The organism is Nostoc sp. (assembly GCF_036919555.1).
Taxonomy (GTDB): Bacteria; Cyanobacteriota; Cyanobacteriia; order Cyanobacteriales; family Nostocaceae; genus Nostoc.
This window is the reverse complement of sequence record NZ_JBALCS010000043.1, coordinates 21845-47240: the sequence shown is the minus strand read 5'-3', so window position 1 is coordinate 47240 and position 25396 is coordinate 21845. Positions and strand designations below refer to the sequence as shown.

The window sequence follows — 25396 nt, the reverse complement described above, 5'->3', positions numbered from 1 at the left end:
TCTTGACTAATGACTTACAGATTTGAATTTCGTCCTTATCGGCGAAGATTTTTGCGATCGCTCACCACCAATCATGGGAACTGGGATATTCGTGAGGGCATTATCCTCCGTCTCACCGATGAATCAGGTAAAGTTGGCTGGGGAGAAATCGCCCCCATTAGCTGGTTTGGTTCCGAAACCCTAGAACAAGCCTTAGATTTTTGTCGCCAACTCCCAGCAGAAATCACAGACGACACGATTTTTTCAATCCCAGATGAGTTACCTGCTTGTCAATTTGGCTTTGAGTCAGCGTGGGAAATGGGGACTGGGGGAGATGAAGAAAATAATTTCATAACTCTTAACTCCTCACTCCTAACTCCTAACTCCTCACTGCTCCCCTACAGTGGCTTATTACCAGCTGGGGAAGCAGCTTTAAATCAATGGGAAACCCTATGGAAGCGAGGATATCGCACGTTTAAATGGAAAATTGGTGTGTATGCGATCGCCCATGAACTAAAAATTTTTGAGTCACTGATACACACCTTACCAGCCTTTACCAAACTGCGATTAGATGCCAACGGTGGACTTAGCTATGAGGAAGCTAACTTATGGCTGTGGACTTGCGACAATCTCAAAGCAAATCCAGAAATACCTCTAGAAATTGAATTTATCGAACAACCGCTACCCGTTGAGCAATTTCAAGGGATGTTGAAATTGAGTACGAGTTATGAAACTGCGATCGCTTTAGATGAATCTGTCGCCACACTTGGGCAACTCGCCGCCTGTCATCAACAAGGTTGGCGAGGGATTTTTGTGATTAAGCCTGGGATAGTTGGATCACCATCTCGTCTGAGAAAGTTCTGCTACCAGCATAAAATTGATACTGTATTTTCATCAGTATTTGAAACTGCGATCGGTAGACTTGTAGCACTCCAACTCGCGGCGGAATTATCCCGAAACAATAGAGCAGTTGGTTTTGGCATCGACCATTTTTTTGAACAAGAAGAAACGTGGTTTCAAACTTTATGGAACGACCTTTAGACTGTTTTAATAACCTGGCTCAAAATGATTGGCTTATCGGTTACAACAGCCATCAATTTAATCAAATAGCTCAAGAATTGTATTTAGAACTAACACAGATATCAGCATGTGGAACACCACCAAAAATCATCTTAGCTGAACGCGAACCATTACGGTTTCTAGCAAGTTTTATTGCCGCTTGTGCAGCTAATTGTCCAGTTTTTCTTTGTAACCCCGACTGGGGAACACAAGAATGGCAACAAGTCTTTGATTTAGTACAGCCAGACATTATTTTGGGAGAACTCCTCCACACTCCCACTCTCCTACTCCCCCACTCCCAACTCCCCACTCCCCACTCCCCACTCATAATGATTCCCACAGGTGGTTCCTCGGGGCAGATTAAATTTGCCATCCATACTTGGGAAACTCTCATAGCATCAGTACAAGGATTTACAGAATACTTTCAAATCAAGCAAGTAAATTCATTTTGCATATTGCCGTTATATCACGTTAGTGGTTTAATGCAATTTATGCGCTCTTTCACCACCGGAGGTAAACTAGCTATTCAACTATTTAAAGCAGTAGAATCTAATCAAATATTGAATTTTAAAAAATCAGAATTTTTCATATCTTTAGTACCAACACAGTTACAACGCCTCCTACAAAATCCAGAATTAACTCAATGGCTATCCCAATTTAATACTGTACTTTTGGGAGGTGCGCCAGCATGGAACGAACTACTAGAAAAAGCCAGATTTCATCGCATCCGGTTAGCACCAACCTATGGTATGACAGAAACCGCCTCTCAAATTGCTACTCTCAAACCAGATGATTTTCTTGGCGGTAAAATTAGCAGTGGTCAAATTCTTCCTCATGCCAAAGTAACTATTCGCAATCAGCAAGGCGAAATTTTAAATTCAAATAAAATCGGAAATCTCACCATTCATGCTCAATCTCTAGCTCTTGGTTACTATCCAATAATCAGAAAAAATCAGGATACTTTTCAAGTAGATGATTTAGGTTTTTTAGATAACCAAGGTCATTTAAATATTGTCGGACGTAACAGCGACAAAATTATTACAGGTGGAGAAAATATTTACCCAGCAGAGATTGAATCAGCTATACAAGCAACTCAAATGGTTGCTGATATTTGTGTCATCGGCATCTCAGATAAACACTGGGGACAAGCCTTAATAGCGATTTACATTCCCAAACAATCAAATACCTCTCCCTTAAAAATCCAAACTCTACTCAAAGACAAACTCAGCAAATTTAAAATCCCAAAATATTGGATTTCCCAGCAAAACTTACCCCGTAACTCCCAAGGTAAAATTAACCGCCAACAGTTACAGCAAATAGCCACAGAATTCCTTCAAAATTCCATCACATAATCTCTCTCGACTTTCTTCTCTCTGCGCTCTCTGCGTCTCTGTGGTTCGTTTCCAACCACTGGATTATCTCTTCAGGTAATTCCTGCTTACTTCTACTACTTGCATCAATACAAACATGCCTAGTAATAGCCTTAGCAACTACCACCTCAGCCACAGTAATTTCGTAACTAATTTCAAACTTATCACCACCTATTTTTTGGGGAATTAAACTAATCAGTAACTTGTCCCCTACAAACATAGGGCGCAAAAAATCGACACTAGCATGAACAATGGGGAAAGCTACAGATGGATTAGTAAAAAAATCTTTGAGATTAATACTTGATGCTTCCAGAGATTCTTCATAAGCTTCATGGCAAATACCCAAAACGTTAGCAAAATAAACTACCCCAGCAGCATCAGTATTTTGAAAACGAACCGTGCGGTTATAAGTAAAAGACATTTTTGACAATTGAATTACTGAATTACGAATTACGAATTACGAATTACGAATTAGTAATTATGTTGACTATAACGGCGGAACCTCGAAGTCATTAAACGAGGAAACATTGTAAGACGAAGCTGCTAAAGCTTTTACCAGCTTACCGTCGAGAGTCAGCAAAGTAGCATCTACTGCTGTGAAAGCGCAACATAAGAGCCATCGTAGGCGGAGATTCCATAATTTGATGCGATCGCAACTGCATCCGCCATCAAGTCAGCCGTAGAGACAACACGCAAAGGGAAGCTTTTGAGAGTTGCTAAATCTGCTGGCACATCAGCAATAGCATAAAGTCTGGCGCGGACATACTTCCAAATGATGTTGCCACACTCAATGTAAAACAGGTCTGGGACAAAGATTGCAGTTTGGGGATTGGCAAGATGAGCAAACAGTTGATTAACTTTCGGAGTTAGTGGATCGTCTGGTATAAATTGCTTAATAGCTACACTTGCGTCTACAACACAGCTGAGAAAGATAGTCATCTGTCTCGGTCTTCTCGGATTAACGCAGTACTATAAGGCCATTCGCCATCAGTCTAGCGACTCTCACGACGAAGGCGGATTTCCTCTAGAAGTTTTGGGACATTTTTTCGCCTTTCGTCTTCCGTTTGCTGTGTTTCCGTATTCAAAGCTTGCTCTAACAGAGTTATAACTTGGGCGTTAATGGAACGGTGTTCAGATGCCGCTAACTCTTGCAGTTTTGCATACAAATCATCGGGTAAATTTCTGACATAAAGGGTAGCCATCGCTTTACCTGAAAGTAGAATTGATTATTATGCTAGCACGATGCAAGCATGGGAAGAGAGGAGCGATCGCATCTCTCTTTTGATAAAGTTTAACCAAGTTGCAATTATGATTATAATACCCAAAAAAATCAGTTAAATTTTGACTTGACCTCAAAACTTATAATTCATAAATGGAAAGTAATTTGACGGTTAGATTTAATCTAAATATTCATGAATCATTACTTTGGAGAATTAATTATTGTGAGCAGCAATAGTTCAAGTCCATTAAAGCTTGTTGTTTGGCAACCTTGTCGCTGGGAAAAAAAATCCTTAGATACCAACACAAGTGCTTTAGTTGAACCGACATTTTATCAAGAAGAAATTTATTCTTGGGAACCATTTGGAGATCCCTTTGGTTCAGTGATTAGCAGTGAGCAAACTCAACGACTAAGGGAAGAATTAATTGAAAATTTTACACTAGCAACAAAACCAGAAGAACGTGGTATTAAACAGTTTAAGCAAGTTATCCAAGTAATAGACGAGATATTATCTAACGACGAATCATCTTGGAGTGATTTAGAACAGCTTGGACGCTTATCTAATAATGATAGTGTCAACCTTCGTCAACATCAACTTTTGTCCTTACGCCAGCATATTCAGTGGGTATGTGATACGTTTGTTAATGTTCCAGATGTCAATGTGTCCCTTTATTAAAAAAATAAGCATATGGAATTAAAATTGCTCAGTAAAGAAGATGCACTAAAATATATCGCTCAAATAGGTAAGAATGGAGAGCCATTTGAAATATTTATTGGTGAAGATATTTGTTTTGGGCGTGACAAATGGGTAAATATTGGGACTATTACATTACAACCGGGAGGGAAATATACTGAGAATGAGACTAGATATGATGAGTATTGTGCTGCTAAATTTGGTGGCTTTGAATGGCAACTACTATCCTTAGAAAAGCTCAATGAGAATATTACTAAAGCTCTTGATAATCCAGAGAAGAAAGATATTTTTATTGTTCAAAAAGCTTTTAGGGAAGGATTACAGGATGTACTGCGGAGGACTCTCCTACTTTTACCAATTTTTGATGTTGAAACTATTTCCAAAATACCTTTACACAAGCCGATCACAGTTGTTACAGATACATCAGCCGTTCACCAAGGAGGACTTGATTTTTTATGTCGCTTTCTTACGCCTTGGGTAAGAATTAAAGTACCAGCGATAGTTCATATGGAAATAGTTACACAAGTAGATAATTATCTTTCTAAAATTCGCTGGAGTAATGAAAATAAGAACAAAACCAAGAATAACCCTGCAACACTTCGTCAACATCTTCTTAGTCAAGGAGGGCAAAGAACTCTACTTCGTCTAGAATTACATTCAGATGCAGAAATAGAACGTGGTGATTTAGGAGCTGATCCTCTACGTGGAATAGTGACATCAAGCCCAGATCCTGAAGATAAATCTTTAGGCTTACAAAGCGTTTCTAGAAGTTTTGCTGATCGTCTCATTTTAGAAACTGCACGACGCTTTCAAACCCTAGTTCGACCGGATCATCCGCTTGCCCTCCTTACTAGTGATCAAGGTCTAGCTAGAATGACGATGGCTGAAGGAATGGATGTATTCTTTTTTCAAGCTCGTTCTGTTCCTAAATTTGATGCTAGAAAACTTACAGGCTCTCTTTTTCATCCTTTCAGTCAAAAAATATATACAGTACCACTAACAGATGTCCTTTGGGAATTAGCCGTATCTTTTGGATGCCTTCGCCTAAAAAATTCTAATACTAACGAGTCATTAGAACTATGGGGCATACCTAGTGGGGAATATACTTGGCAACCACGTCACGCCAAAGATGATCTTCTTTGGGGAAATTTTAACTCTGGAACATCCTCTGCAATAACAGATAATACCTCCATTGCGCTATCAACCGACATAGAAAACCAAGATCAGACTGATCCAGTTTCTAGCCAGAATATAGAAACAATAGCTAAGGCATATGCATTTAGTCCAGATCAGATGTTCTTACTAATGAAAATGTTAGTAGACAAAGGAGAGTTAACTAATCAAGAGGCTCAAGAAAAATTGGGTTTAACACATCAATCCCGCTATAGTTTGTATAAGAATTTTCTGCATAGTGGAAAATTTGTTGAGGTTAATGATAATAAAATTGTATGTACAGAATTACTAAAGTTTCTATGGCAAAGTATCTTGAATGAAGATTATATTAAAATTTTATATTTCTTGAAAAAAATACCATCATTTGAAGCACTATGTAACTATGTAAATCAAGGTAAAACTGTTGAATATAGCACATTACCAATTTCAAATAAAGCGAAACCAACCTACATCAAGCTTGGTGAGGCAGCCTGTGCTTGGTTGAATATACAAAATCAAAAAATTGTTGCCACTGATAACAGACCTAATTCACTAAATTTTGCTAATTTAGCAGTAGAGATTTATAAATTAATTCGTTCACAGGAAGACACAGAATGGATACTTACTGGTCGCTGGTTAGAAGAACTAGCTATTAAATATGCTGTTCATCCCATATTGGCTAGAAAATTGGTGAAAGAAGCGCAAGAACAAAACTTAGTGAATGTCTATGCTGAAGGGTCTACTCCAGATACTCGTTTTGAACAGCACGATTTGTGGATAATTAAGACAAGTGACAGACTTCCCCAGTTAGAAAAAGTTTATCTGTATCATGGAGATTTTCTTATACCTGGTACATCTGCTGTACGTATCAAGCTAGAAGGAGTTAAAAATGCCTCTTGAAAATCTATTTACAGATGAGGCAACTGCTAACGCACCAGAAGAGCAACCCAAATTGCTCTACAGAAAGTTTGGTGTATTGAGTAATCCTTTTCCCAGTGCTGGACAAACCAGTGGTCATCCGCATATGTCAACAGAAGCAGATAAACAAGTTGATGCTGCGGTAAAAACATTTTACTCAGATCGCAAGTCTCATGTAATTTCAATAACTGCTAGCCAAGGAATTGGTAAGACTAACCTTCTGAATGCGTATGAAAATGCTTTGCGTGAAAAACTTTCTCCACATGGTTTTTTCGTTATTAGATACGTTCCAGATCCAGAACCATTTTTTGATCCACTTATTAGATCTATATTTGAAAATTTAGGAGAAGAATACTTACGTCGTTCAATTGATGCACTTGCTAAGGAAAAACAAAAGATAGGGGATATTGATAAATTATTAGAATTTGTGCGAATGAGTGAAATTAAAACAATGCTTAAGGCTTTATTAGAGGTTAAGTCAGAAGAAAAACTAAACGAGCGTATATCTCTAGCATATCAATGGCTTTTAGGATTACCTGTAAGGAAAAACCATCATACTGAACTCGGAGTAAATTTTCGTCTAGATACTGTAGAAGCAAAAACAAGAGCATTAAGAGATATTGTATATTTAGGTTCACAAATGAAAACTCTAGAAGGTATTTTTATTCTTCTAGATGAATTAGAAAAGCAAGATTTCAGCTTATCAAAAACTATAGTTTTAAGATATTTATCGGCTCTGCGAGCTTTAATTGATGCACTACCTAAATATCTTTTCTTAATGGTTGCTCTAACTACAGATGCTCTTAATCGTTACCGTGAGATGCTTCCAGCTATTAGAGGTCGTCTTGCTAATGAAGTTCCTCTTTCCCCCATAAGAAATGATGAAGAAGCTGTAAAATTATTCCAATTCTACCTAGAATCTGCCAAAAGAGAAGCAATAAAATCTGTACGAGATCAAAAATTGCATGCTGGAAATGATGTACTATTGCGTGAAAATGATGCTCGGTTAGTGTTTTATCGGTTGTTAGAACAGCGCACTAATATTCAAGGTGTACGTCAGCGTGATTACTTAAATGCACTCTACGAGGAAGCTAATAAATCTATAGAAGCATCTCGATAAACTATAGTTTTTCAGATAGCACGTTCTATTATTACTCCATAACAAGAAAGACATTCAAGCACCAAATATAGTTAAGCCATTTTCAGAGCATCTGGGTAATGGCTTAACTCATTTATGAACCATTGCTAAACGTAAATTTTATCCAACGGAGAGGGGGAGATTCGAACTCCCGGAGGTTTTAGCCTCATCCGATTTCAAGTCGGACGCAATCGACCACTCTGCCACCTCTCCAGTAAATCTGTCAAACTTGTGCATACCCTACTTTCAGACGCTATTTAGGCGCTTTTGTTGGTTAGCACTAAAGCTGACAGATAATACTATACCGTATCATCTACGCAGATTGCACTACTGGATTTGATCGCTCATACAAAATTTCCTCCTCCGCCACCTGGAAGTCATTACCTACCCAAACTAGGGAAACTTGCGAAACCACACCCGCCTCTAGGGTGACAATGGAAAAATTACGCAACTTTTCGCTGTCATTTTCCACAATCCTGGGCACAGTGGCTGCATTCAAGTAAATTATCCCCTCTGGACTTCTAAAGATGGGCTTGCGCTGCACCTTTTTGGTATGGCGTAAATCTCGGTGCATGTGACCAAATGTCACCAGGGGAATGGTTTTACCAGCAGTCAAGGCTTGAGAAATCGCCTCGCCAAAATCTGGATCACCAAAATCGCCGCCAATTGGGTGCCAGTCTTTCCCACATGGGTCTTCAGGGCGATCGCCTAGCCCACTAGGCCCATTGTGACCCAAAAATATAATCGTCTGGTAAGCAGCGCTTTTAACTGCTTTCACGATGCGATCGGCAGATTCTTCCAAACTCGTCACACCGTAACGTTCTTGACAGATTTCCGCGAATTTCCACTCTGGGCCACCCCAGGTAAAGGGACGACCCCCCACTACAGTTAAATTCCAAGCGGGAAAATCCAACTTACCGTAACCGACATGGGACGCGCCTAATAAATCGAGTTGTTCCTGTACCCAGTCTTCCTTAGAGCGGTCATAAGGAGCCTTTTTGCGTCCCCATTCGGTGGCGGTGTACCAAGCATCGTGGTTGCCCATCACGGCTGCTTTGGGAATATCGAGAGAAGCGATCGCTCTGACCACTTCCACCGATTCATTGCCAAAATCCCCAACAAACAACGCTAAGTCAACACCCAGATGCTTGAGTGCAATACCATCTTCCACTTCCCATTGGTCGTGAACATCTCCAATTACAGCAATTTTGAGGTTTATCGATTGAGTTTTCTGACTGGTCATGCCACTTTCCTTGCCGTCTATCTCCAGGATATGAAACTCAGCCCGATTTGGACACAACCCCAAAATATCAACCGTCCACTATTTTTGGTAAAAACTACTATAATTGATTCCACAGGACATAAATTTGCAACTTAAAGCACCCCTTAACTGTGTTTACCACTGCACTAGCTCAACGAGAAAAAACCCAACCGGGTGAACTACCACTAGATTTGTTTGCCGCCATTGAGAGTCTCAAAAAAGAACTCAACGCAGTTATTCTGGCACATTATTATCAAGAGCCAGATATTCAGGATATTGCCGACTTTATTGGGGATTCATTACAACTGGCGAAAGCCGCCGAAAAAACCAATGCGGATGTGATCGTCTTTGCTGGTGTTCACTTCATGGCAGAAACAGCAAAGATACTTAATCCTGATAAATTAGTACTTTTACCAGATTTGAATGCTGGTTGTTCTTTAGCCGACAGTTGTCCACCAGAGGCGTTTGCAGCTTTTAAGGCAGCGCATCCAGATCATCTCGTGGTGTCTTACATCAACTGCTCTGCTGATATTAAAGCGATGAGCGATATTATTTGCACTAGTTCCAACGCTGTGAAAATTGTGCAGCAAATACCGAAGGAACAACCGATTATTTTTGCCCCAGATCGGAATTTGGGGCGGTATGTCATGGAGCAGACTGGACGAGATTTAGTGCTATGGCAAGGTAGCTGTGTTGTCCATGAAACCTTTTCAGAAAAGAAAATTGTTCAGTTAAAAATTGCCCACCCAGAAGCAGAGGCGATCGCACACCCAGAATGTGAAAGTAGTGTATTGCGCCACGCCAGCTTTATTGGCTCCACGGCAGCTTTACTCAAGTATTGTCAAAACAGCCCCACCAAGGAATTTATCGTTGCTACGGAGGCAGGAATCATTCACCAAATGCAAAAACTAGCTCCTGACAAGCATTTTATTCCTGCACCGCCGATGAATAATTGCGCTTGTAACGAATGTCCGTTTATGCGGTTAAACACCCTAGAAAAGCTCTATTGGGCAATGAAAAATCGTACTCCCGAAATTACCATGTCAGAGGATATCCGCCTTGCTGCACTGCGACCAATGCAACGAATGCTGGAGATGAGCGTGTAACTAGTATTTTTTATCTAGATGGTAGAGACGCAGTTTTGTGGCGATCTCTACCCACAAGTTATTTTTTCTAACCACTTGCTATTTATAAAAGGTGGTGCTAAGATTTTAAATCGTGAGACAAATTGGGTCGGTGTCCGAGTGGTTAATGGAGACGGACTGTAAATCCGTTGGCTAGCGCCTACGCTGGTTCAAATCCAGCCCGGCCCACCACTTACGAAGTTATAGGTTATAATGACTGGGTAAAGAGCAAAGCTCCCAGCATTGTAACTTACAACTGAAAAATCAAGATTACATTTCGCCCGTGTGGCTCAGTGGTAGAGCACACCCTTGGTAAGGGTGAGGTCACGAGTTCAATCCTCGTCACGGGCTTTTTACATTAACAAAATAATCCACGCAAAATTAAGGCTTTCAGGTTTGCACAGGGATTTGAATATGAGAATATTGAATCCCTTGTTTGCTATTTTGACTATGATTTGACTATGAATCCAAAATTTTGGGTATCAAATGGGTATCATGTTAGTAGAACAAAAGATGAAAGACTGGCTAAGTACAAGCACAGAGATAGGGACATTTATCCTACTATTCAGCAATACCCTTTTTTCACTCTCTCCTCTAAGTCCTTGGATATCATTACGAATTTCATTATCAATCTGTGATTCCTGAATTACCGAAAAGTCATCCGAATCGTCATCTAGTCCGTGAGAAAGGATAAATCTACTCGCATCTTCTACCTCAAACAGTAATCCAATTTCATTTGCAATATCTGCGTATAGTGCGCTGCTGTAGCTTCTTTTTAAAATAGTTATATTTAATATACATTGTCCTAAAAACCTAGCTCAAAAATTATTACTGTATACTGCATCTGTTGCATCTACTGGATAAAGCTCGTTATCTTCTTCAGCTAGTTCTTCACTTGTTTCACCAGCCTCGTTTTTCTCAACCCAGATAGTAACTGAGTTTTTTGATGGTTGACTTCTCATATCCAATAACTAGCCCTGAGTCAAAGCTCATGATAAGACAGCCAGCTGTCAGTGAAAAAACTTCTTTTGCTTCAATGCCGTATTCCAGAACCGCCCTATCAGGTGGCTCCCAACTATATCTAGTCAAATTAAGTATCGCAAGTCCCTTAAGGGAGTCTAAAACCTCACTCCGATTAGATGGAATATCTGATGTATATAAAAAAGTTTTCATTTATTTAGTTTTTTTGAGCAGACTCAATAAGTTTCAATCTTTGTCATGGATTGTTAACTGTCCTTCCACTTTCCCATAAGCTTTCTTCACCCAATACCCTCTAGGTGGCTTTTCTATCCCATAAGCTTTACACCACTTTTCTATAGCCTTGTCAGACACGCCAAAATCTCTCCCAATTTGTGCAGTTGGCTTTTCCCACACCAATTTTTCTAGTTCTTCTTTTGATGGCCTTTCAACTTTTCTGGTATGAATTCTAGAGTCGGGATTAACTTTTCTGGTTGTTAAATCAACGCCAAAATCTTTGTAGGTTCGCTTAGACGCTGCTTCAGTTAAATCTGTAAAATCCTCCTACCAGTAAAACGCTGTAGCTGAATTAGGTATCTGGGTAGTCATGTAGCAACCCTTAAAGTTAATTGATGGATAAACAACTTTATCTATATCAGGCAGATAAACAGCATAAAAGTTAAAGTCATTTACTTTATACTTTTTCTGATGAGTACCATTCTTATCTAACCAAATAGTTTTATTGACTACTCTATTATCTCCCGCGTATTTAGCTTGTATTTTGTAAAATTTATCGTCTTTGTAAGCAACAAAATCAAAAGGTAAATGCTCACAAACAAGTGGCGTGAGGACTAAATACTCTTTAAGCGTTAAATCGGCGATCGCTTTCGTAGCAGCAATATCGCCTTTGTTCTTGGTATGATGTAGCAATAGCGAACCCTCAAACGGAGAAATTATCATATCACTTCACGGTGCTTGAGGGTTCATATTGAGTTAAAACGAGCGCGGCAGGGTTCGAACCTGCGACCGATTGCTTAGAAGGCAATTGCTCTATCCACTGAGCTACGCGCCCATAATAAAATCATGGCTCCCAAAGGAGTCATCTAAACTATTATATCGTTTGGGCGTATCAAGAAGCAATCGAAAATTGCAGATTTACCACTAGCAAGGCTAAGATGCTAGTCGCTAGCTAGTCAATTTACACTAAAAACGAAACAGATGGGGTATTGGTTTAGATATATTGTCTTTTCAAGAGGCTATTTGCCCGTTAGCGCCAACGCCCTCTGGGCGGCTACCTTCGGGAAGTATCTGGCGATCGCTAGACCCATTTTTACAGTAAGCTAGGTAATTTCAGCCTTGGCGATGCTGCCAAATGCCATTATATATTCCATATTAAGAGTGCCCCTGTGAGGAGTTATTTGCTAGTGCCATGTTTATTCTCAAACGGCAGGATGTTGAAATATCAAGCATTCAGCACCCAAAAAAGGATCAGCAGGTGCCGATTCTCAGTTATCAAGGGCAGACTTTTCGCTTGATTAGCATCTTCAAAGCTAGTCAAGAAGAAGAAGCTAGAGCCTTATGGAGAGAATTAACGGATAACCGGGGTAAAGCCTGTGTTTTACTGGAGGAACCGGAACGCTTTAGCGTCTGGGGTAAAATCCGTTTAGAGCAGCTGGGTAGTGACACAGGTAGTCAGGGGAAAACAGGAATTTTAATCCAAGCCAGTATTTTGCTGTTGCAAGGTGTTTATATCGACATTGAAGAGTTTTTAGGTGCTAAACAAGCCGCATTATTTGAGAAAGATATTGCCCAAGTATTACAGCAGAAGCAATTTCCCCAAGTATCTTCCCTAGAAGCGGTTAAATATTTGGTATCTACGAATCCTTTGCCGATAGCCAAAATACCTGATTGGCAAGAAAATCATGTAGTTACCCTCTTACAAGAACTCCATCGATTAGGAAAGGCGTATTTTGGCAACGCCAATTTTACCAAACAAGTGATTTATAAATTAGAAGATATGCCAGAAGGCGAGCGCTCGCTGTTTATCAGTTGGCTAAATCAATCGCCACTGGGTAAACTATGGCAGTAGCATGGAAATTCTTTAACAAAATTCCTGCCACTGGCACTTGCTTTTGGTGTCCGATTGTGTATTACCTGGCAGACACACTGCTAGATATACAGTCCTTTAACTCAAAATACTGCCAGAGTGCATCTACATAGTCAAGCCCTATGAATAACTCTTACGAGAATTCGTTCCTTTCTAAATCAATTTTCACTACTCAGAACATTGTCTTAGCCAATATTGGCTGGGGCGTACTAGCACTGCTATACTTTTTGTTGTTTAGTGCCAAAGTTCCCGGAGCAGATGGCATAGAAAGCCGGGCCGAGTGGTATGTGATTGGCACAAATATTTTTGAAGCTTTAGCTTATTTGGGTGCCAGTATCTTATGCTTGAGGAACTGGCTGAGTCCGCAAATCGTCAGTGGACGGAATGTTTGGCTCTTAATAGGCTTAGGTATGCTTTCCTATTTCGTTGGGGGGATAATTTTTGGCTATACCGAAATAGTTTTAAAAGATGAACCGGATGTGTCTGTAGGCGATATATTTTTTGTACTGACTTATCTATTACTTGGCGCAGGCATGATTTTAGCTGTGGCTTCCAGGCGAATCAACCTGGAAAAATGGCAGTGGCTAATTGTGTTAGGAATTGCAGTGTTCGGTAGTTTGTTGGCATGGTGGATTTCTATGCAACAAGAAACACCCTCAGTACTGCTAATCGCTATTTTGAACTGGTTTTACGTAGTTAGCGATGTGGTTTTGTTAATTATTGCTACCACTCTGCTGTTAGCCTTTTGGGGGGGAAGAGTTTCCCAGTCTTGGCGAATGATTGCAGCTGCGGCCTTTTCGCTCTACATTGCAGATATGTGGTTTAAATACGCCCAAGGCCCCAATTATCAAAGTGGGGAGATATTAGAAGTGTTTTGGGTGTTTAGTGGAGTGTTATTTGGCATGGGCGCTGTCTTAGAATATGACGCATCACTAAGACGAACGCGGCGTACCGGCGGACGGAAACGAGCTTAGTAAAGATTTTTGGTATCTACCGTGAGAAAATTAACAGACTCTGACAAGCAAGAAATTCTTAAGTTATATCGAGAGACTGCCGAAACAACCTCAACTTTGGCAGACCGCTATGGTGTGAGTAACTCGACAATTAGTCGCCTGCTCAAAAGCACTTTGCCAGAAGACGAGTATGAATACTTAGTCTCTTTAAAGCGAGCTGCAAGAACTCCTGAAGGAAGGGCGCAGGTAAGCTACGAGCAGTTACCTCTGCTGATTCAACCAGAGCCGGAGATAGAAGTTCCACCCATCGAAAGCCAACCCTTGGAAGTGCCAAAGGTTGAGCCACTAACACGTCGGGTAATTCATGTAGAACAGGAGCTTTACTCAGAGGAAACGGCGGAGTCAATCGCCGCTAGTAGACGGGTGCGGCGACGTCCCTCGGCGGCGGAAAAACCGAAGCTACGAGTCACAGAGAAATTAGAAACTCCAGAGCCAAAGCCGCCAGAAATAGTCAGCATCCCTATCCCACCGCTAAAGGATGAACATCCAGGAGCGGCCGTCATCGCGCACCTGCTGGGCGAAGATTTGCTAGACGAATCAGAGGATTTGGACGATTTAGAAGATGATGATTTAGAAGATGACGACTTTGAGGAAGAAGACTTTGATGATGATGACCTGGATGAGCAAAGACCTTTAGTCACAAAACGAAGACCAGGTGAAGCATCAGTTCAAGTTTTACCTCTGTCTGTAGCCAATTTGCCTAAAACTTGCTATTTGGTGATTGACCGTTCATCGGAATTAATTACGCGACCTCTGAAGGACTTTGGTGACTTGGGGCAAATTCCCAGTCTGGAAACCCAGCAAAAAACTCTGCCGGTGTTTGATAACCATCGCGTCGCCAAGCGTTTTTCTACGAAGCGCGATCGTGTGATTAAAGTTCCTGATAGTAAAATGCTCCATAAGGCTCGGACTCATTTGCAAGCTAAGGGCATCACGCGACTGCTGATTGATGGTCAGGTTTATTCGTTGTCTACTGTTTAAGATGGGTATTGGGCATGGGGCATTGGGCATTGGGCATTGGGCATTGGTTATTCCCCTTATCTCCCCAGTCCCCAGTCCCCACTCCCTACTCCCCACTAACTTCAACTGTAGACAGCCCTTGTAAAACGCTCTGCTAAGTAAATAATGTCTTGTTTACGAGCAATTTGGTTCATCCATTTTTGAGGAATATTTTCCACACCGTAATAAATTCCCGCTAACCCACCAGTGACGGCGGCGGTAGTATCGGTATCTCCGCCTAAGTTGATAGCTTTCAGTACCGCCTCAGAATAAGACGAGCTATTTAACAAACACCACAGGGATGACTCTAAGGTATCAATCACATAGCCACCAGAATTAATCTCTTCTACTGGTAACTTGGCAATCTCACCACTGAAAACTCTGCCAAAATGCGGCTTCTCTAATAAAAATTCCCTAACAGAATAAATTGTTTGAATGTCCTGCAATGCTTGTAGATAAGCTGTTTGCAGGTCAGCCCCTTCCAAGAGCGCCACTGCAATACTAATATAAATGCCGCATGCCATCTGCGATCGCGCATGGCCATGAGTAATCGCCGAAACATCATGCACCCGCGCCAGCAATTCACCTAAAGTTAAGTTCCTGTGACAATAAGCCATCGGCAAGATTCTCATCAACGAACCATTGCCATTATTATTGTCAACCTTGCCACCCGCCTGATGAGGAACAACTCCCTGTTTCAGGCGCATAATTGCTGTATGAGTAGTTTGACCAATATCAAAGACATCGCCACGGGGAGTCCAATAAGCTTCCTTGTACCAACGCCAAAAGGAATTGGCTATAGCATCCAACGAATACCCTCTACAAAGACATTCTGCCAAGCAAAAGCTTAACGAACTATCATCTGACCAAGTTCCTGGTGGTTGCTTCCATGTGCCATAACCCAGCATCGTTGTCACTGGAGATTTTACTCGTTCAGCACGGCTAGTAAACTCCACTGGCACACCCAACGCATCACCGACACATAAACCCATCAAACCAGACAACGTTTTTGCACCGGTTAGCATTATTCAATCTCCACGATAACTGCTCAAAATTAACTTTATAGATTCCCTCTATAGCTTGTTGCAACAGATGCTACAGCCTACTTTTCTTCCTATGTAAAAAGCTCGACGAAAAATTGTTAATCGGGTATTTTATTTACCAGATACCGACTTAATTTAAGTTCCAAATATTGTGACAGTTTAAAAAGCGTCTATCTGGAGATAAAGAACGAGGATGAAAAGATATTTAAATTTAATTATAACAGCTTATTTATTATTACAAGGGATAGTTAGCCTGTAAGCTTTCTGCATCAATAGCAACACTAATTTCAGAAAATATGAGAATCATTTGAAACATTACCGCACAATTTTCGACCTAGAATATACAAGTAAAAAATACAAAGTTTTGTAAAAATTATGAAGCGCTTATTCAAGTATATCGTGATAATTTATGCATTGTCTTCCTTAATAGTTGCTCCTCTTGTTCTATCAGCTGGTCAAGCTTTTGCTGAAACCAAAAAGGGTACTGATGCTAGTTATATTGGTGCTGGTGTTGCAGCTGGCGTTACCAGTGGTGGACAAGGTATCAACGATGATGCCACATTTGGTGGTAATATAACAGGCCGCATGAAATTAGGAAATACGCCTTTTTCTGCACGCGGTAATGTCCTCTGGAGTGATCAGACAAGTGCCATCATCCCAGAACTTTCTGTGGATGTGCCTATTGCTAATAGAACTAACGCCTATCTAACTGGTGGTTATTCTTTTGTAGAGAAAGATGGATCACCAACTCCCATAGGTAACAGAGATTCAGTAGTGCTAGGTGTTGGTGTTGAATCGGAAGTTGCTAACAATTTCCTCGTCTATACTAATGCCAAAGTCGGACTTGGTGCTTACCAAAATAGCGATGCTTCTGCTGTTAGCATTAATGGTGGTATTGGTTATCGCTTCAAATAAAAAATTATTGAGTCCTAAGTTACTCTATACTTTACTTAAGTACTCAGGACTCAACACTCAAAACTCACTACTCCCAAAAGCTGGTTTTGTTAAGTGTTACATTACTGACAAAGCCGGCTTTTGCCGTGGTAAAATTGAAATATTCCTCTTTATTCCGGCCGGATTACCGGGGATCAAGTAGCCGAAGGGTGCTGATTCGGCATCTACGTAATGATTTATTGAGAATACTATACAAGTCTAATGGTTAAATCTGCTCCTTCCCCGATCGCTAGCCGTAAGCCTTCCAAAGTAGAAGGAATCAAGGAAAATAGTAATTTTTTGCGTGAACCTGTAGCAAGTGAGATCCTTGAAGAGACTACCCATTTTACCGAAAATGCGGTGCAGCTATTAAAGTTTCACGGTTCTTACCAGCAAGATAACCGCGACAATCGCACTAAGGGACAGGAAAAAGATTACCAGTTTATGCTGCGGACAAAAAATCCAGGTGGTTTGGTGCCGCCGCAGCTGTATCTGGCTTTAGATAAAATAGCTGATGAGTATGGCAACCAGACGTTACGAGCAACTACCCGTCAAGGTTTCCAACTGCACGGTATTTTAAAGAAGAATCTTAAGACATCAATCGCCACAATTGTCAACAACCTGGGTTCGACTTTGGGAGCTTGCGGTGACATCAACCGGAATGTGATGGCACCACCAGCCCCCTTTAAGAATCGCCCAGAGTATCAGTATGCTTGGGAATATGCCCAGAATATTGCTGACTTGCTGACAGCCCAAAGCGGTGCTTATTACGAAATTTGGTTAGATGGGGAAAAAGCAATTAGTGCTGAAGAGAACCCAGAGGTGAAGGCAGCCCGACAACGCAATGGCAATGGCACCATTATCCATGACAACGAAGAACCGATTTATGGCACGCACTATATGCCCCGCAAGTTCAAAATTTGCGTGACGGTGCCAGGGGATAATTCGGTTGATTTGTATTCCCAAGACCTGACATTGGTAGTAATTACTAATAAGAAGGGACAATTAGAAGGATTTAATATTTTTGCTGGTGGTGGTTTAGGTAGAACACACGGTAAAGAAGAAACTTTCGCTAGGTTAGCAGACCCCATCGGTTATGTGGCGAAGGATGACGTTTACGACATAGTGAAAGCGATTGTTGCTACTCAGAGAGATTATGGCGATCGCACCGATCGTCGTCATGCCAGATTAAAATATCTAATCAACGATTGGGGTGTAGATAAATTCCGCACCCAAGTTGAAGAATATTTCGGTAAATCAATTGAAGCCTCGAAACCACTACCAAAATTCAAATATCACGATTTCCTCGGCTGGAATGAACAAGGTGATGGCAAGCTATTCTTAGGAATTTCCATTGACAATGGTCGAATCAAGGATGAAGGTTCGTTTCAACTGAAAACCGCCTTGCGGGAAATTGTCGAGCAGTTCAACTTCTCTATCCGCCTGACAGCCAACCACAACCTGATTTTTTACGATATCGAACCAGATAGCAAGCAAGCTATTCAAGACATTCTCAGCCGTCACGGTGTCGGAGACGACCCTAGTAAAATCGAACCTTTAGTGCGGTATGCAATGGCTTGTCCGGCTTTGCCCACTTGCGGCTTGGCAATCACAGAATCAGAACGGGCAATACCGGGGATTTTGGAGCGGGTTCGCGCTCTGTTAGATAAAATAGGTTTACAAAATGAGCATTTTGTGGTAAGAATGACAGGATGCCCCAACGGTTGCGCTCGTCCCTACTTAGCAGAATTGGGCTTTGTCGGTAGCGCTCCAGAATCTTACCAATTATGGTTAGGGGGTTCGCCAAATCAAACGCGACTGGCGCAACCTTACACAGAAAAGCTGCACCATAATGATTTAGACAGCTTCCTAGAGCCGATTTTTGTTTACTTTAAGAAATCTCGGAAATCGAAGGAAAGCTTCGGTGATTTTTGCGATCGCGTTGGTTTTGATGCCATCCGCGAATTTACTGCGACCTACGAACCCCAAACAGCCAATAGTGCAAGCAAATCACGCCATCGGGTGAATTTGAAAGCAGAGGTTTATACTAAGTTAAAGGAAGTAGCCCAAAACCAAGGTAAGCCGATGACTGAGTTGGTGAGTGAAGCGCTAGAGGCATACTTCCAGAATCTTTCGTAAGCTGAAAAATTGAAGATAATTAAATTACAGATAGACACAGTTGAAGAAGAATTCAGGAGCGGAGCCGGAGACGCTCCGCCGAGGCGTCAGAATTCAGGAGCGGAGCCGGAGAAGTTTCCGTTAGCTCTGGTCAGAATGTAATCAGTGGGGGATTCAGACCCGCCACTGAATTGTTGCACCACCAAATTTTCAATTTCGTGGGGGTCTTATATCATGTCCGCCAAATTACCCATAATAAAAGAACCCCACCCCCAACCCCTCCCCGGTCTTCGGGAGGAGAGACAAAGTATAGTTTTGGCGGGGTGGGGTTCTTCGGGTTTAATAAGTAATCAAGCGGACATGATATTAAACCCATTTATTCATCCGCTTTTTCGGTCAGAAAACATTGCTGAATTCTGACTCTTGACTGCTGAATTCTGTTTTGATAAATCCATCTGTGTTTATCTTGTGTAAATCCTAATGCAGTTAGGTAACACATCCACAGGAAAACTGAACTATGGTAACAACAGCAAAATTTGCAGAAACTAGGGATGTGCTGCAAAACATTAGCTGGCACACATTCAAAGCCATGCTGGCAGATATGGGATGTGAGCGAAATAAAAGGCTAGCTTATGACAACGGAATAGTAGAAATTATCACCCCGTTGATGCCACACGAAAATTCAAACCGTCTAATTGAAGGTTTTGTTATGGTGCTGTGTGAAAAATTTGGTTTAGAAGTTAAAAGCGCTGGCTCGTTGACTATGACGCGAGATAATTTGGAACGAGGAGCCGAGCCAGACAGTAGGTACTACATTCAAAATGAATTGTTAGTCCGCAACAAAGAAAATATTGACCTGAGTACAGACCCACCACCAGACTTAGTATTGGAAGTAGAATACTCCAGATCCAAGATAGACAAATTGGCTCTTTATGCTTCAATGGGAGTTCCAGAATTTTGGCGGTATAACGGAAATGTGTTGCGCGTTTACACCCTCAATGGTGGGCAATACTCGCAGAGCGATCGCAGTCCAACTTTTGCGCCTGTGCTGGTGACGGAGATTCCCCGATTTATCCAAGAAAGCAAGAAAGTTAGACAAATAGCAGCAACTCGTGCTTTCCGTACCTGGGTTAGACAGCAGATATCTACAGCAGGACAGTAATTTATTAAGAAAAATGTCTCAACTGCAAAGAATTGCGATCGCACCTTCCCAATTCCAACAAGGGCAAATTTTGCTCACCAAAGAACAGCAACATTATTTGGGGCGGGTGTTGCGCTTGCATGAAGGCGATCGCTTTATTGCAATGGATGGTAAAGGAAAATGGTGGTTAGCGCAGCTCGCAGGGGAACAAGCAAAGGTTTTAGAACCACTGCCAGTAGAAACAGAATTACCTGTATCGATTACGCTGATGGTGGCGTTGCCCAAAGGTAATGGATTTGATGAAGTTGTACGGTGTTGTACTGAGTTGGGAGTAGCTTGTATTGCACCAGTATTGAGCGATCGGACTTTGCTTCATCCTAGTCCTCAAAAGCTCGAACGCTGGCGGCGCATCGCCACAGAAGCCGCCGAGCAATCAGAGCGCTCTTTTGTGCCGACAATTTTAGAGCCTGTTGCTTTTAGTACGGGTTTGTCATTAGTTATTAGTCATTTGTCATTTGCAAACAGCCAGCAATATATCTGTGTGGCGCGTGGTGAGTTTCCCCATTTAAAAGATTGTTTACAGCACAAAGGACAAATGACAAATGACAAAGGACAAGAAACAATTATCATTGCTACTGGCCCAGAGGGAGGATGGACAACACAAGAAATTGAGAGTGCGAAGTCATCTGGATTTCAACCTGTTTCCCTTGGTCGGCGCATTCTGAGAGCAGTTACAGCCCCAGTAGTAGCATTATCCTTGATTACCGCAAATTGTGAAGTATAAATGATTTATAGCTCACGCAAAATGACTTTGGCGTGAGATACTCCTCCAGTGTGCATTTAAAGTAATGATTGAGCAAGTTGCGATCGCCTTTGACCATAAAGACTATCAAAGAGCTGCTAAATTACTCAAACAGCTGCAAAAAGAATCGCCCGAAAATCCTTGGGTACAATATTATCTCGGTCGGCTACATGAAGTATCTGAAAAGCGCCAAGATGCAGAAAAAATTTATCGCCAACTACTGCGAGATACAACGAATACCAAAATATTGACGCTTGCACGTCAAGGTTTGCAACGGCTACAAGAAATGGAGCTAGAAGAAAGACAAAGAGCCATTTCCCAAGCAATAGCCCAACCAAATAACACCGAATTTGGCGTACTAATCTTGGAGCCACTCAGTACCGAACTGAAAACAGAAGCATCTCGAAAATTTGCCCAGATTATGCAGCTAGACCCCTACACTGCACGGCTGCTACTACCAAGTCGTGGCTGGAGGTTGTACCGCACTGGAAAAGTGGGAGAATTAAAATTTTATGGCGAACAGCTACAGCAGGCTGGTATTCCCTGCTTTTGGGCAACAATAGCTCAAATTCAGCAAATTCAAGTTTATCAAGTCAAATATTTCCAAGAATCTACTCCACAAGCTACTATTGTTTGCTGCAACGAGGCAAATCAACTCGGAACTCTGACCTTTGAATGGTCAGAAATCACAGCAAGAGTAGTGGGACTCTTGCCCATTTTTGAGGAAGTAGTAGACCTCGACGTGCGCGGTAAACTGGAACGGAAAACTCAAATACAAGACTATGCCCAGTTTTGTGATTTACACCTACTTGGTAGACGTTGCATTCTCCGACTTGATGATAACGGCTATGAATTCCAGCAAGGTTTAGAAATCATTCCCCAAGGTAGCCAAAATACAATCAGAATTCATTGGAATAGTTTATCGAATTGGATTGATCAGCAACTACCTCAAGTCAAAATTTGGTCAGATTTCACGTCCTTTGCAGATACAACATTAGATCAAACAGAAATGCTGGGTCATATCAAGTCTCACATTCATTTGTTTCGTAGGGAACAGACTAATTGGGACTCAGCTTTTCATTTATATAGTGGACTGGTGTTGGTTAAATAATTCATAGACAAGTATAAAATGACGCGAATCACAATTTTATAGCAATCGGATTGGATTTTTGAAAAAATCTAAATATGGTTAGTCTAGGTTTATATTCCACATAAAGAAAGCTATCAAATCTATGAATACAGTAAGTAATAAAAATCAGCAGTTAGGGGGTTTGTACGTCCAATCCCCTCAAGGACAGCAGCTAGTTTTTCCGCTCAAGTATACGGAAGTTATAGCAAAAATTGCAGGTAACTTGTCACGAATTGAGGTGATCCAAAGCTTTGAAAATCCGTTCACGCAGCCTTTAGAAGCAGTGTATATCTTTCCGTTACCCGATGAGGCGGCGGTGGATGACATGGAAATCAAAATAGGCGATGCCTTCGGCAACCCCTCCGGTGTACGCATTATCAAAGGTAATATTAAAAAACGTGAAGAAGCTGTAGCAATTTACGAAAAAGCAAAACAAGAAGGACGCACTGCTGGACTTCTAGAACAGCAACGAGACAACATCTTTACCCAATCTCTCGCTAACATCAAACCTGGTGAACAAATTGATGTCACAATTCGTTACACCGAAAGTTTAAAATTTGAGGCGGGAAACTACGAATTTGTTTTTCCGATGGTGGTGGGGCCAAGATATATTCCAGGAACGCGGATAGATGATAGCGGTGATACAGACCAAGTTCCTGACGCTTCCCGCATTACACCGCCTGTAGTCCCAGAGGGAACCCGAACCCGTCACAATATTAATGTCACAGTAGAAATTGATGCAGGTTTACCAATTTCTGAAGTGCGTTCTCCTTCACATCAATTAAAAATTGAACACTCAGGTCAAATTGTGCGAATTCAATTAGCCGGAGAAGATACAATTCCTAACAAAGATTTAATTCTCCGCTATCAAATTTCTGGTAAAGAAACTCAATCCACAGTATTAACTCAAGCCGACGATCGCGGCGGACATTTTGCAATATATCTGATTCCAGCTTTGGAATATTCCACTGATCAAATTGTCCCCAAAGATGTGGTATTTTTGGTGGATACTTCTGGTTCCCAATCTGGCGAGCCGTTGTGGAAGTGTCAAGAATTGATGCGGCGATTTATCAATGGGTTAAATCCCAACGATACTTTCACAATTATCGATTTTTCCGATATTGTCAGACAGTTGTCGCCAACACCTCTGCCGAATACACCAGAAAATCGTGCCCAAGCGATCGCTTACATTAACAATTTACAAGCTGCTGGCAGCACAGAAATGCTCAGTGGCATTCGTACAGCCATAAATTTCCCCACACCAGCCGAAAGATTACGGAGTGTTGTACTCCTAACTGATGGATACATCGGCAACGAAAATGAGATTTTAGCAGAAGTACAACAGCACTTACAACCAGGAAATCGCCTTTACAGTTTCGGTGCTGGTAGTTCAGTTAACCGTTTTTTACTGAATCGCATCGCCGAAATTGGCCGGGGAATATCCCGAATTATTCGTCATGATGAACCCACAGAAGAAGTTGCCGAAAAGTTTTACAGGCAAATCAACAATCCTGTACTTACAAATATTCAAATCTCTTGGGATGGTGACACAGAATCGCCTGTTATTTACCCAGCCATAACGCCTGATTTATTCAGCGAACAACCATTAGTTTTGTTTGGTCGCAAACAGGATAGAGCTAGCGGTAATCTTCAACTCTCCGGTATTGCTGCAGGCGGTAAGCACTACGAAAAAAGGTTTAACCTCATATTTGAGGAAACAGGAAATCTTGCTGTAGCGCAGTTATGGGGACGTGCTTGCATCAAAGATTTGATGAATCAAATGGTGAGCTTTGAAACAAAAGCTGGTGTAGAAGCAGTTACAGAAACCGCCTTAACTTATCAACTGCTTTCTAAATACACCGCTTTTGTGGCTGTCAGTGATGACGTGCGGGTTGAACCAGGAAGCGAATACATGTCTATGCAAGTGCCAGTAGAAATGCCTGAAGCTGTTAGTTACCAAGGAGTGGTTGGTGGTCTTCCTGCTGGTGGTTTTGCACCTCAAATATCAACCTTAAAGGCGGCAGCGCCAGCCTCAGCAGAAGCTCCAGATTTTCTCCGGCAAAAGCGATCGCCACAATCTCCAGTAGCGAAAGAAGTCGATATCTCTTTGAGCTTTAATAGCTTTGATTCCCAGGATATGCAAGAAGGTGAAAAATCAGACGCAGCCATCAACCATCAGTTAGAAGTAATCAGCGTCACCGGCTTAGATGAAACAGGAATTGCTGACCTAACCAAACACCTTCAACAACTAAACTTGCCTTCCGGCTTCAGTGGTGAAATCGTCTTTGAGTTCACCCTTAACAAAGGTCGGGTAGGACGGGTAGTTTTGGATGAAAAAGCCTCAACCCTAAAAGATGCAATTGTAGTGGAGAAAATTAAGCGATCGCTCCTACTTTGGAGAGTTCCTCCATCTACAACTGGCAAAGTTATCTTAACCTTGCATATTTACGTTTAATCTCTAGATATCGTAAATTTACGTCCTCTATCAATTGTTAGGCGTTTTAACCTGACGTGCCATCTCTAAGTAAGCACTCATATTCGCTCCTGGACGACGACGACCATTAGAGCTAGTAGTCGAAGGAGCAAGATATTTTGGCGCAAAGGTGGTTTCAGTTGGCTGCTCTTTGAGTACTTTGGCTGCTGCTGCTTTTGCATTATTGCCAGGTTCAATTTTAAGACCTTCAGCAGTTTGGACTAGTTGCACATCGGCTGCTTTGGGATTTTTAGCTGATTTTGCCCTAGCCTCATCTGCGGCGGTTTTTGTTCCGTTCAATGAATCTGGCTTCGATGAAGCTGGTGCTTCTGATCCAATTGTTGCCGTTACTTTCTTAGCATTCGATGCAACTGTTTCTGCGACTTTTTTTGCGTTCGATGCTACCTCTTTAGCAGCATCTTTGACAGAATCTTTGGCTTCGTCCAGTTCTAAGAAGTAGCCGTTGCTTTTCTTCTTGCCTGGTAACAGTCCGGTAATGAAACCCAGAATACCGCCAAGAAAACCCTGAAGACCCGAAATTAACTTTTTGAGAAAATCCATTACAATTACTCCTGCCTTTTACCTTTTTTAGAACTCGACCGTAATTATTAAAAATTACGACAAAATGTTACATTTTTTGCTTGGCGTCACATCGTTATAGTGACAACGCTTATAGGCTTGTGCTTAATCAACATTGTAGTAAATCTATAGGGCAAATGTTTTCTTGCAGACACTTGCAACCTGTACACACCGAGAATTAATTATTA

The 25396-nt window shown here is 41.5% G+C and carries 22 protein-coding genes, 4 tRNA genes and 1 pseudogene; 17 read left to right on the top strand and 10 right to left on the bottom strand.

What is annotated here, in order from left to right:
- Positions 1-9: 9 nt before the first annotated feature.
- Both V7K36_RS13170 and V7K36_RS13165 read left to right on the top strand, forming a co-directional pair.
- Entirely contained in the window at positions 10-1020 is a 1011-nt protein-coding gene (locus tag V7K36_RS13170) for an o-succinylbenzoate synthase (protein WP_335116327.1), read from the top strand.
- A complete protein-coding gene (locus tag V7K36_RS13165; RefSeq protein ID WP_335116326.1) occupies positions 1005-2390 on the top strand; it encodes a 2-succinylbenzoate--CoA ligase in 1386 nt (461 codons plus the stop codon). Before V7K36_RS13170 ends, V7K36_RS13165 begins: the two co-directional genes overlap by 16 nt.
- On the opposite strand, the gene V7K36_RS13160 is transcribed toward V7K36_RS13165, so the two are convergent.
- The 3 genes from V7K36_RS13160 to V7K36_RS13150 all read right to left on the bottom strand — a co-directional run bounded on the left by V7K36_RS13160 (position 2383) and on the right by V7K36_RS13150 (position 3610).
- Positions 2383-2829 carry an acyl-CoA thioesterase gene (locus V7K36_RS13160; protein WP_335116324.1) on the bottom strand — a complete coding sequence of 149 codons (447 nt, stop codon included), beginning with the start codon at positions 2827-2829 and terminating at the stop codon, positions 2383-2385. The two genes, V7K36_RS13165 and V7K36_RS13160, sit on opposite strands and share 8 nt — an antisense overlap.
- Positions 2830-2996: 167 nt before the next feature.
- Positions 2997-3347, bottom strand: coding sequence for a type II toxin-antitoxin system VapC family toxin (locus tag V7K36_RS13155; protein ID WP_335116322.1), 351 nt, complete (start codon positions 3345-3347; stop codon positions 2997-2999).
- Positions 3348-3400: 53 nt separating this feature from the next.
- The gene (locus V7K36_RS13150; RefSeq protein ID WP_335116320.1) at positions 3401-3610 is read right to left on the bottom strand and encodes a FitA-like ribbon-helix-helix domain-containing protein; all 210 of its coding nucleotides are present in this window, start codon (positions 3608-3610) and stop codon (positions 3401-3403) included.
- A 210-nt stretch (positions 3611-3820) separates the two neighbouring features.
- On the opposite strand from V7K36_RS13150, the gene V7K36_RS13145 reads away from it, so the two are divergent.
- From V7K36_RS13145 to V7K36_RS13135, 3 genes are read left to right on the top strand one after another with little or no spacing between them, the layout of a single operon-like run.
- On the top strand, positions 3821-4303 hold the full coding sequence (locus V7K36_RS13145; RefSeq protein ID WP_335116318.1) for a hypothetical protein: 483 nt from the start codon (positions 3821-3823) through the stop codon (positions 4301-4303).
- 12 nt (positions 4304-4315) lie between these two features.
- Complete coding sequence (locus tag V7K36_RS13140) at positions 4316-6373, top strand: hypothetical protein (RefSeq protein WP_335116316.1); 2058 nt, start codon at positions 4316-4318, stop codon at positions 6371-6373.
- The gene (locus tag V7K36_RS13135; protein ID WP_335116314.1) at positions 6363-7511 is read left to right on the top strand and encodes a P-loop NTPase fold protein; all 1149 of its coding nucleotides are present in this window, start codon (positions 6363-6365) and stop codon (positions 7509-7511) included. The genes V7K36_RS13140 and V7K36_RS13135 overlap by 11 nt, the downstream gene beginning before the upstream one ends.
- Before the next feature lie 146 nt (positions 7512-7657).
- On the opposite strand, the gene V7K36_RS13130 is transcribed toward V7K36_RS13135, so the two are convergent.
- Together V7K36_RS13130 and V7K36_RS13125 are read right to left on the bottom strand one after the other, a co-directional pair.
- Positions 7658-7742: transfer RNA gene (locus tag V7K36_RS13130), tRNA-Ser, on the bottom strand.
- Positions 7743-7842: 100 nt separating this feature from the next.
- Positions 7843-8772: a TIGR04168 family protein gene (locus tag V7K36_RS13125; RefSeq protein WP_335116312.1), complete on the bottom strand. Its 930-nt coding sequence runs from the start codon at positions 8770-8772 to the stop codon at positions 7843-7845.
- A gap of 149 nt (positions 8773-8921) precedes the next feature.
- On the opposite strand from V7K36_RS13125, the gene nadA reads away from it, so the two are divergent.
- The 3 genes from nadA (at position 8922) to V7K36_RS13110 (ending at position 10265) form a co-directional block, all read left to right on the top strand.
- Positions 8922-9896, top strand: coding sequence for a quinolinate synthase NadA (gene nadA, locus V7K36_RS13120; protein WP_335116310.1), 975 nt, complete (start codon positions 8922-8924; stop codon positions 9894-9896).
- 124 nt (positions 9897-10020) lie between these two features.
- Positions 10021-10106 (top strand) — tRNA-Tyr (locus V7K36_RS13115).
- Positions 10107-10193: 87 nt separating this feature from the next.
- A tRNA-Thr gene (locus tag V7K36_RS13110) sits at positions 10194-10265 on the top strand.
- 467 nt (positions 10266-10732) lie between these two features.
- Here V7K36_RS13110 and V7K36_RS13105 read toward each other — a convergent pair.
- From V7K36_RS13105 to V7K36_RS13095, 3 genes and pseudogenes are all read right to left on the bottom strand, one after another.
- Positions 10733-10876 carry a hypothetical protein gene (locus tag V7K36_RS13105; protein ID WP_335116308.1) on the bottom strand — a complete coding sequence of 48 codons (144 nt, stop codon included), beginning with the start codon at positions 10874-10876 and terminating at the stop codon, positions 10733-10735.
- Between the two features lie 244 nt (positions 10877-11120).
- A pseudogene (locus tag V7K36_RS13100) lies at positions 11121-11831 on the bottom strand (group I intron-associated PD-(D/E)XK endonuclease).
- Between the two features lie 39 nt (positions 11832-11870).
- Positions 11871-11943 (bottom strand) — tRNA-Arg (locus V7K36_RS13095).
- 357 nt (positions 11944-12300) lie between these two features.
- Here V7K36_RS13095 and V7K36_RS13090 point away from each other — a divergent pair.
- The 3 genes from V7K36_RS13090 to V7K36_RS13080 all read left to right on the top strand — a co-directional run bounded on the left by V7K36_RS13090 (position 12301) and on the right by V7K36_RS13080 (position 14972).
- Positions 12301-12960 (top strand): Npun_F0813 family protein, encoded by a 660-nt coding sequence (locus V7K36_RS13090; protein WP_334826841.1) that lies wholly within the window; start codon positions 12301-12303, stop codon positions 12958-12960.
- 140 nt (positions 12961-13100) lie between these two features.
- Positions 13101-13952 (top strand): hypothetical protein, encoded by an 852-nt coding sequence (locus V7K36_RS13085; protein ID WP_335116306.1) that lies wholly within the window; start codon positions 13101-13103, stop codon positions 13950-13952.
- 21 nt (positions 13953-13973) lie between these two features.
- Positions 13974-14972, top strand: a complete 999-nt coding sequence (locus V7K36_RS13080) for a transposase (protein WP_335116304.1) — start codon at positions 13974-13976, stop codon at positions 14970-14972.
- Positions 14973-15073: 101 nt separating this feature from the next.
- Here the strand turns inward: V7K36_RS13080 and V7K36_RS13075 are convergent, their stop codons facing one another.
- Positions 15074-16015, bottom strand: a complete 942-nt coding sequence (locus tag V7K36_RS13075; RefSeq protein WP_335116302.1) for an ADP-ribosylglycohydrolase family protein — start codon at positions 16013-16015, stop codon at positions 15074-15076.
- Between the two features lie 393 nt (positions 16016-16408).
- Between V7K36_RS13075 and V7K36_RS13070 the strand changes: the two genes are divergently transcribed.
- From V7K36_RS13070 to V7K36_RS13045, 6 genes are all read left to right on the top strand, one after another.
- Complete coding sequence (locus V7K36_RS13070; protein WP_335116300.1) at positions 16409-16948, top strand: outer membrane beta-barrel protein; 540 nt, start codon at positions 16409-16411, stop codon at positions 16946-16948.
- 240 nt (positions 16949-17188) lie between these two features.
- Positions 17189-19105: a sulfite reductase, ferredoxin dependent gene (gene sir, locus V7K36_RS13065; protein ID WP_335116297.1), complete on the top strand. Its 1917-nt coding sequence runs from the start codon at positions 17189-17191 to the stop codon at positions 19103-19105.
- Positions 19106-19601: 496 nt separating this feature from the next.
- Entirely contained in the window at positions 19602-20246 is a 645-nt protein-coding gene (locus V7K36_RS13060) for a Uma2 family endonuclease (RefSeq protein ID WP_335116295.1), read from the top strand.
- A gap of 13 nt (positions 20247-20259) precedes the next feature.
- Positions 20260-21009 carry a 16S rRNA (uracil(1498)-N(3))-methyltransferase gene (locus tag V7K36_RS13055; RefSeq protein WP_335116293.1) on the top strand — a complete coding sequence of 250 codons (750 nt, stop codon included), beginning with the start codon at positions 20260-20262 and terminating at the stop codon, positions 21007-21009.
- A 64-nt stretch (positions 21010-21073) separates the two neighbouring features.
- Entirely contained in the window at positions 21074-22138 is a 1065-nt protein-coding gene (locus V7K36_RS13050) for a tetratricopeptide repeat protein (protein ID WP_335116291.1), read from the top strand.
- A gap of 121 nt (positions 22139-22259) precedes the next feature.
- Complete coding sequence (locus V7K36_RS13045; protein WP_335116289.1) at positions 22260-24611, top strand: after-VIT domain-containing protein; 2352 nt, start codon at positions 22260-22262, stop codon at positions 24609-24611.
- A gap of 30 nt (positions 24612-24641) precedes the next feature.
- On the opposite strand, the gene V7K36_RS13040 is transcribed toward V7K36_RS13045, so the two are convergent.
- Positions 24642-25190 (bottom strand): hypothetical protein, encoded by a 549-nt coding sequence (locus V7K36_RS13040; RefSeq protein ID WP_335116287.1) that lies wholly within the window; start codon positions 25188-25190, stop codon positions 24642-24644.
- Positions 25191-25396 lie beyond the last annotated feature (206 nt).

Excerpts from the sequence above, each read along its gene's own strand:
- V7K36_RS13105 (WP_335116308.1), bottom strand. The coding sequence starts at position 10,876 with ATGAGAAGTCAACCATCAAAAAACTCAGTTACTATCTGGGTTGAGAAA.
- V7K36_RS13055 (WP_335116293.1), top strand. The coding sequence starts at position 20,260 with ATGTCTCAACTGCAAAGAATTGCGATCGCACCTTCCCAATTCCAACAA.
- V7K36_RS13135 (WP_335116314.1), top strand. The coding sequence starts at position 6,363 with ATGCCTCTTGAAAATCTATTTACAGATGAGGCAACTGCTAACGCACCA.
- V7K36_RS13145 (WP_335116318.1), top strand. The coding sequence starts at position 3,821 with ATGAATCATTACTTTGGAGAATTAATTATTGTGAGCAGCAATAGTTCA.
- V7K36_RS13150 (WP_335116320.1), bottom strand. The coding sequence starts at position 3,610 with ATGGCTACCCTTTATGTCAGAAATTTACCCGATGATTTGTATGCAAAA.
- V7K36_RS13085 (WP_335116306.1), top strand. The coding sequence starts at position 13,101 with ATGAATAACTCTTACGAGAATTCGTTCCTTTCTAAATCAATTTTCACT.
- V7K36_RS13045 (WP_335116289.1), top strand. The coding sequence starts at position 22,260 with ATGAATACAGTAAGTAATAAAAATCAGCAGTTAGGGGGTTTGTACGTC.
- V7K36_RS13075 (WP_335116302.1), bottom strand. The coding sequence starts at position 16,015 with ATGCTAACCGGTGCAAAAACGTTGTCTGGTTTGATGGGTTTATGTGTC.
- V7K36_RS13140 (WP_335116316.1), top strand. The coding sequence starts at position 4,316 with ATGGAATTAAAATTGCTCAGTAAAGAAGATGCACTAAAATATATCGCT.
- V7K36_RS13170 (WP_335116327.1), top strand. The coding sequence starts at position 10 with ATGACTTACAGATTTGAATTTCGTCCTTATCGGCGAAGATTTTTGCGA.
- V7K36_RS13090 (WP_334826841.1), top strand. The coding sequence starts at position 12,301 with ATGTTTATTCTCAAACGGCAGGATGTTGAAATATCAAGCATTCAGCAC.
- sir (WP_335116297.1), top strand. The coding sequence starts at position 17,189 with ATGGTTAAATCTGCTCCTTCCCCGATCGCTAGCCGTAAGCCTTCCAAA.
- V7K36_RS13050 (WP_335116291.1), top strand. The coding sequence starts at position 21,074 with ATGATTGAGCAAGTTGCGATCGCCTTTGACCATAAAGACTATCAAAGA.
- V7K36_RS13060 (WP_335116295.1), top strand. The coding sequence starts at position 19,602 with ATGGTAACAACAGCAAAATTTGCAGAAACTAGGGATGTGCTGCAAAAC.
- V7K36_RS13165 (WP_335116326.1), top strand. The coding sequence starts at position 1,005 with ATGGAACGACCTTTAGACTGTTTTAATAACCTGGCTCAAAATGATTGG.
- V7K36_RS13125 (WP_335116312.1), bottom strand. The coding sequence starts at position 8,772 with ATGACCAGTCAGAAAACTCAATCGATAAACCTCAAAATTGCTGTAATT.
- V7K36_RS13155 (WP_335116322.1), bottom strand. The coding sequence starts at position 3,347 with ATGACTATCTTTCTCAGCTGTGTTGTAGACGCAAGTGTAGCTATTAAG.
- V7K36_RS13040 (WP_335116287.1), bottom strand. The coding sequence starts at position 25,190 with ATGGATTTTCTCAAAAAGTTAATTTCGGGTCTTCAGGGTTTTCTTGGC.
- V7K36_RS13070 (WP_335116300.1), top strand. The coding sequence starts at position 16,409 with ATGAAGCGCTTATTCAAGTATATCGTGATAATTTATGCATTGTCTTCC.
- V7K36_RS13160 (WP_335116324.1), bottom strand. The coding sequence starts at position 2,829 with ATGTCTTTTACTTATAACCGCACGGTTCGTTTTCAAAATACTGATGCT.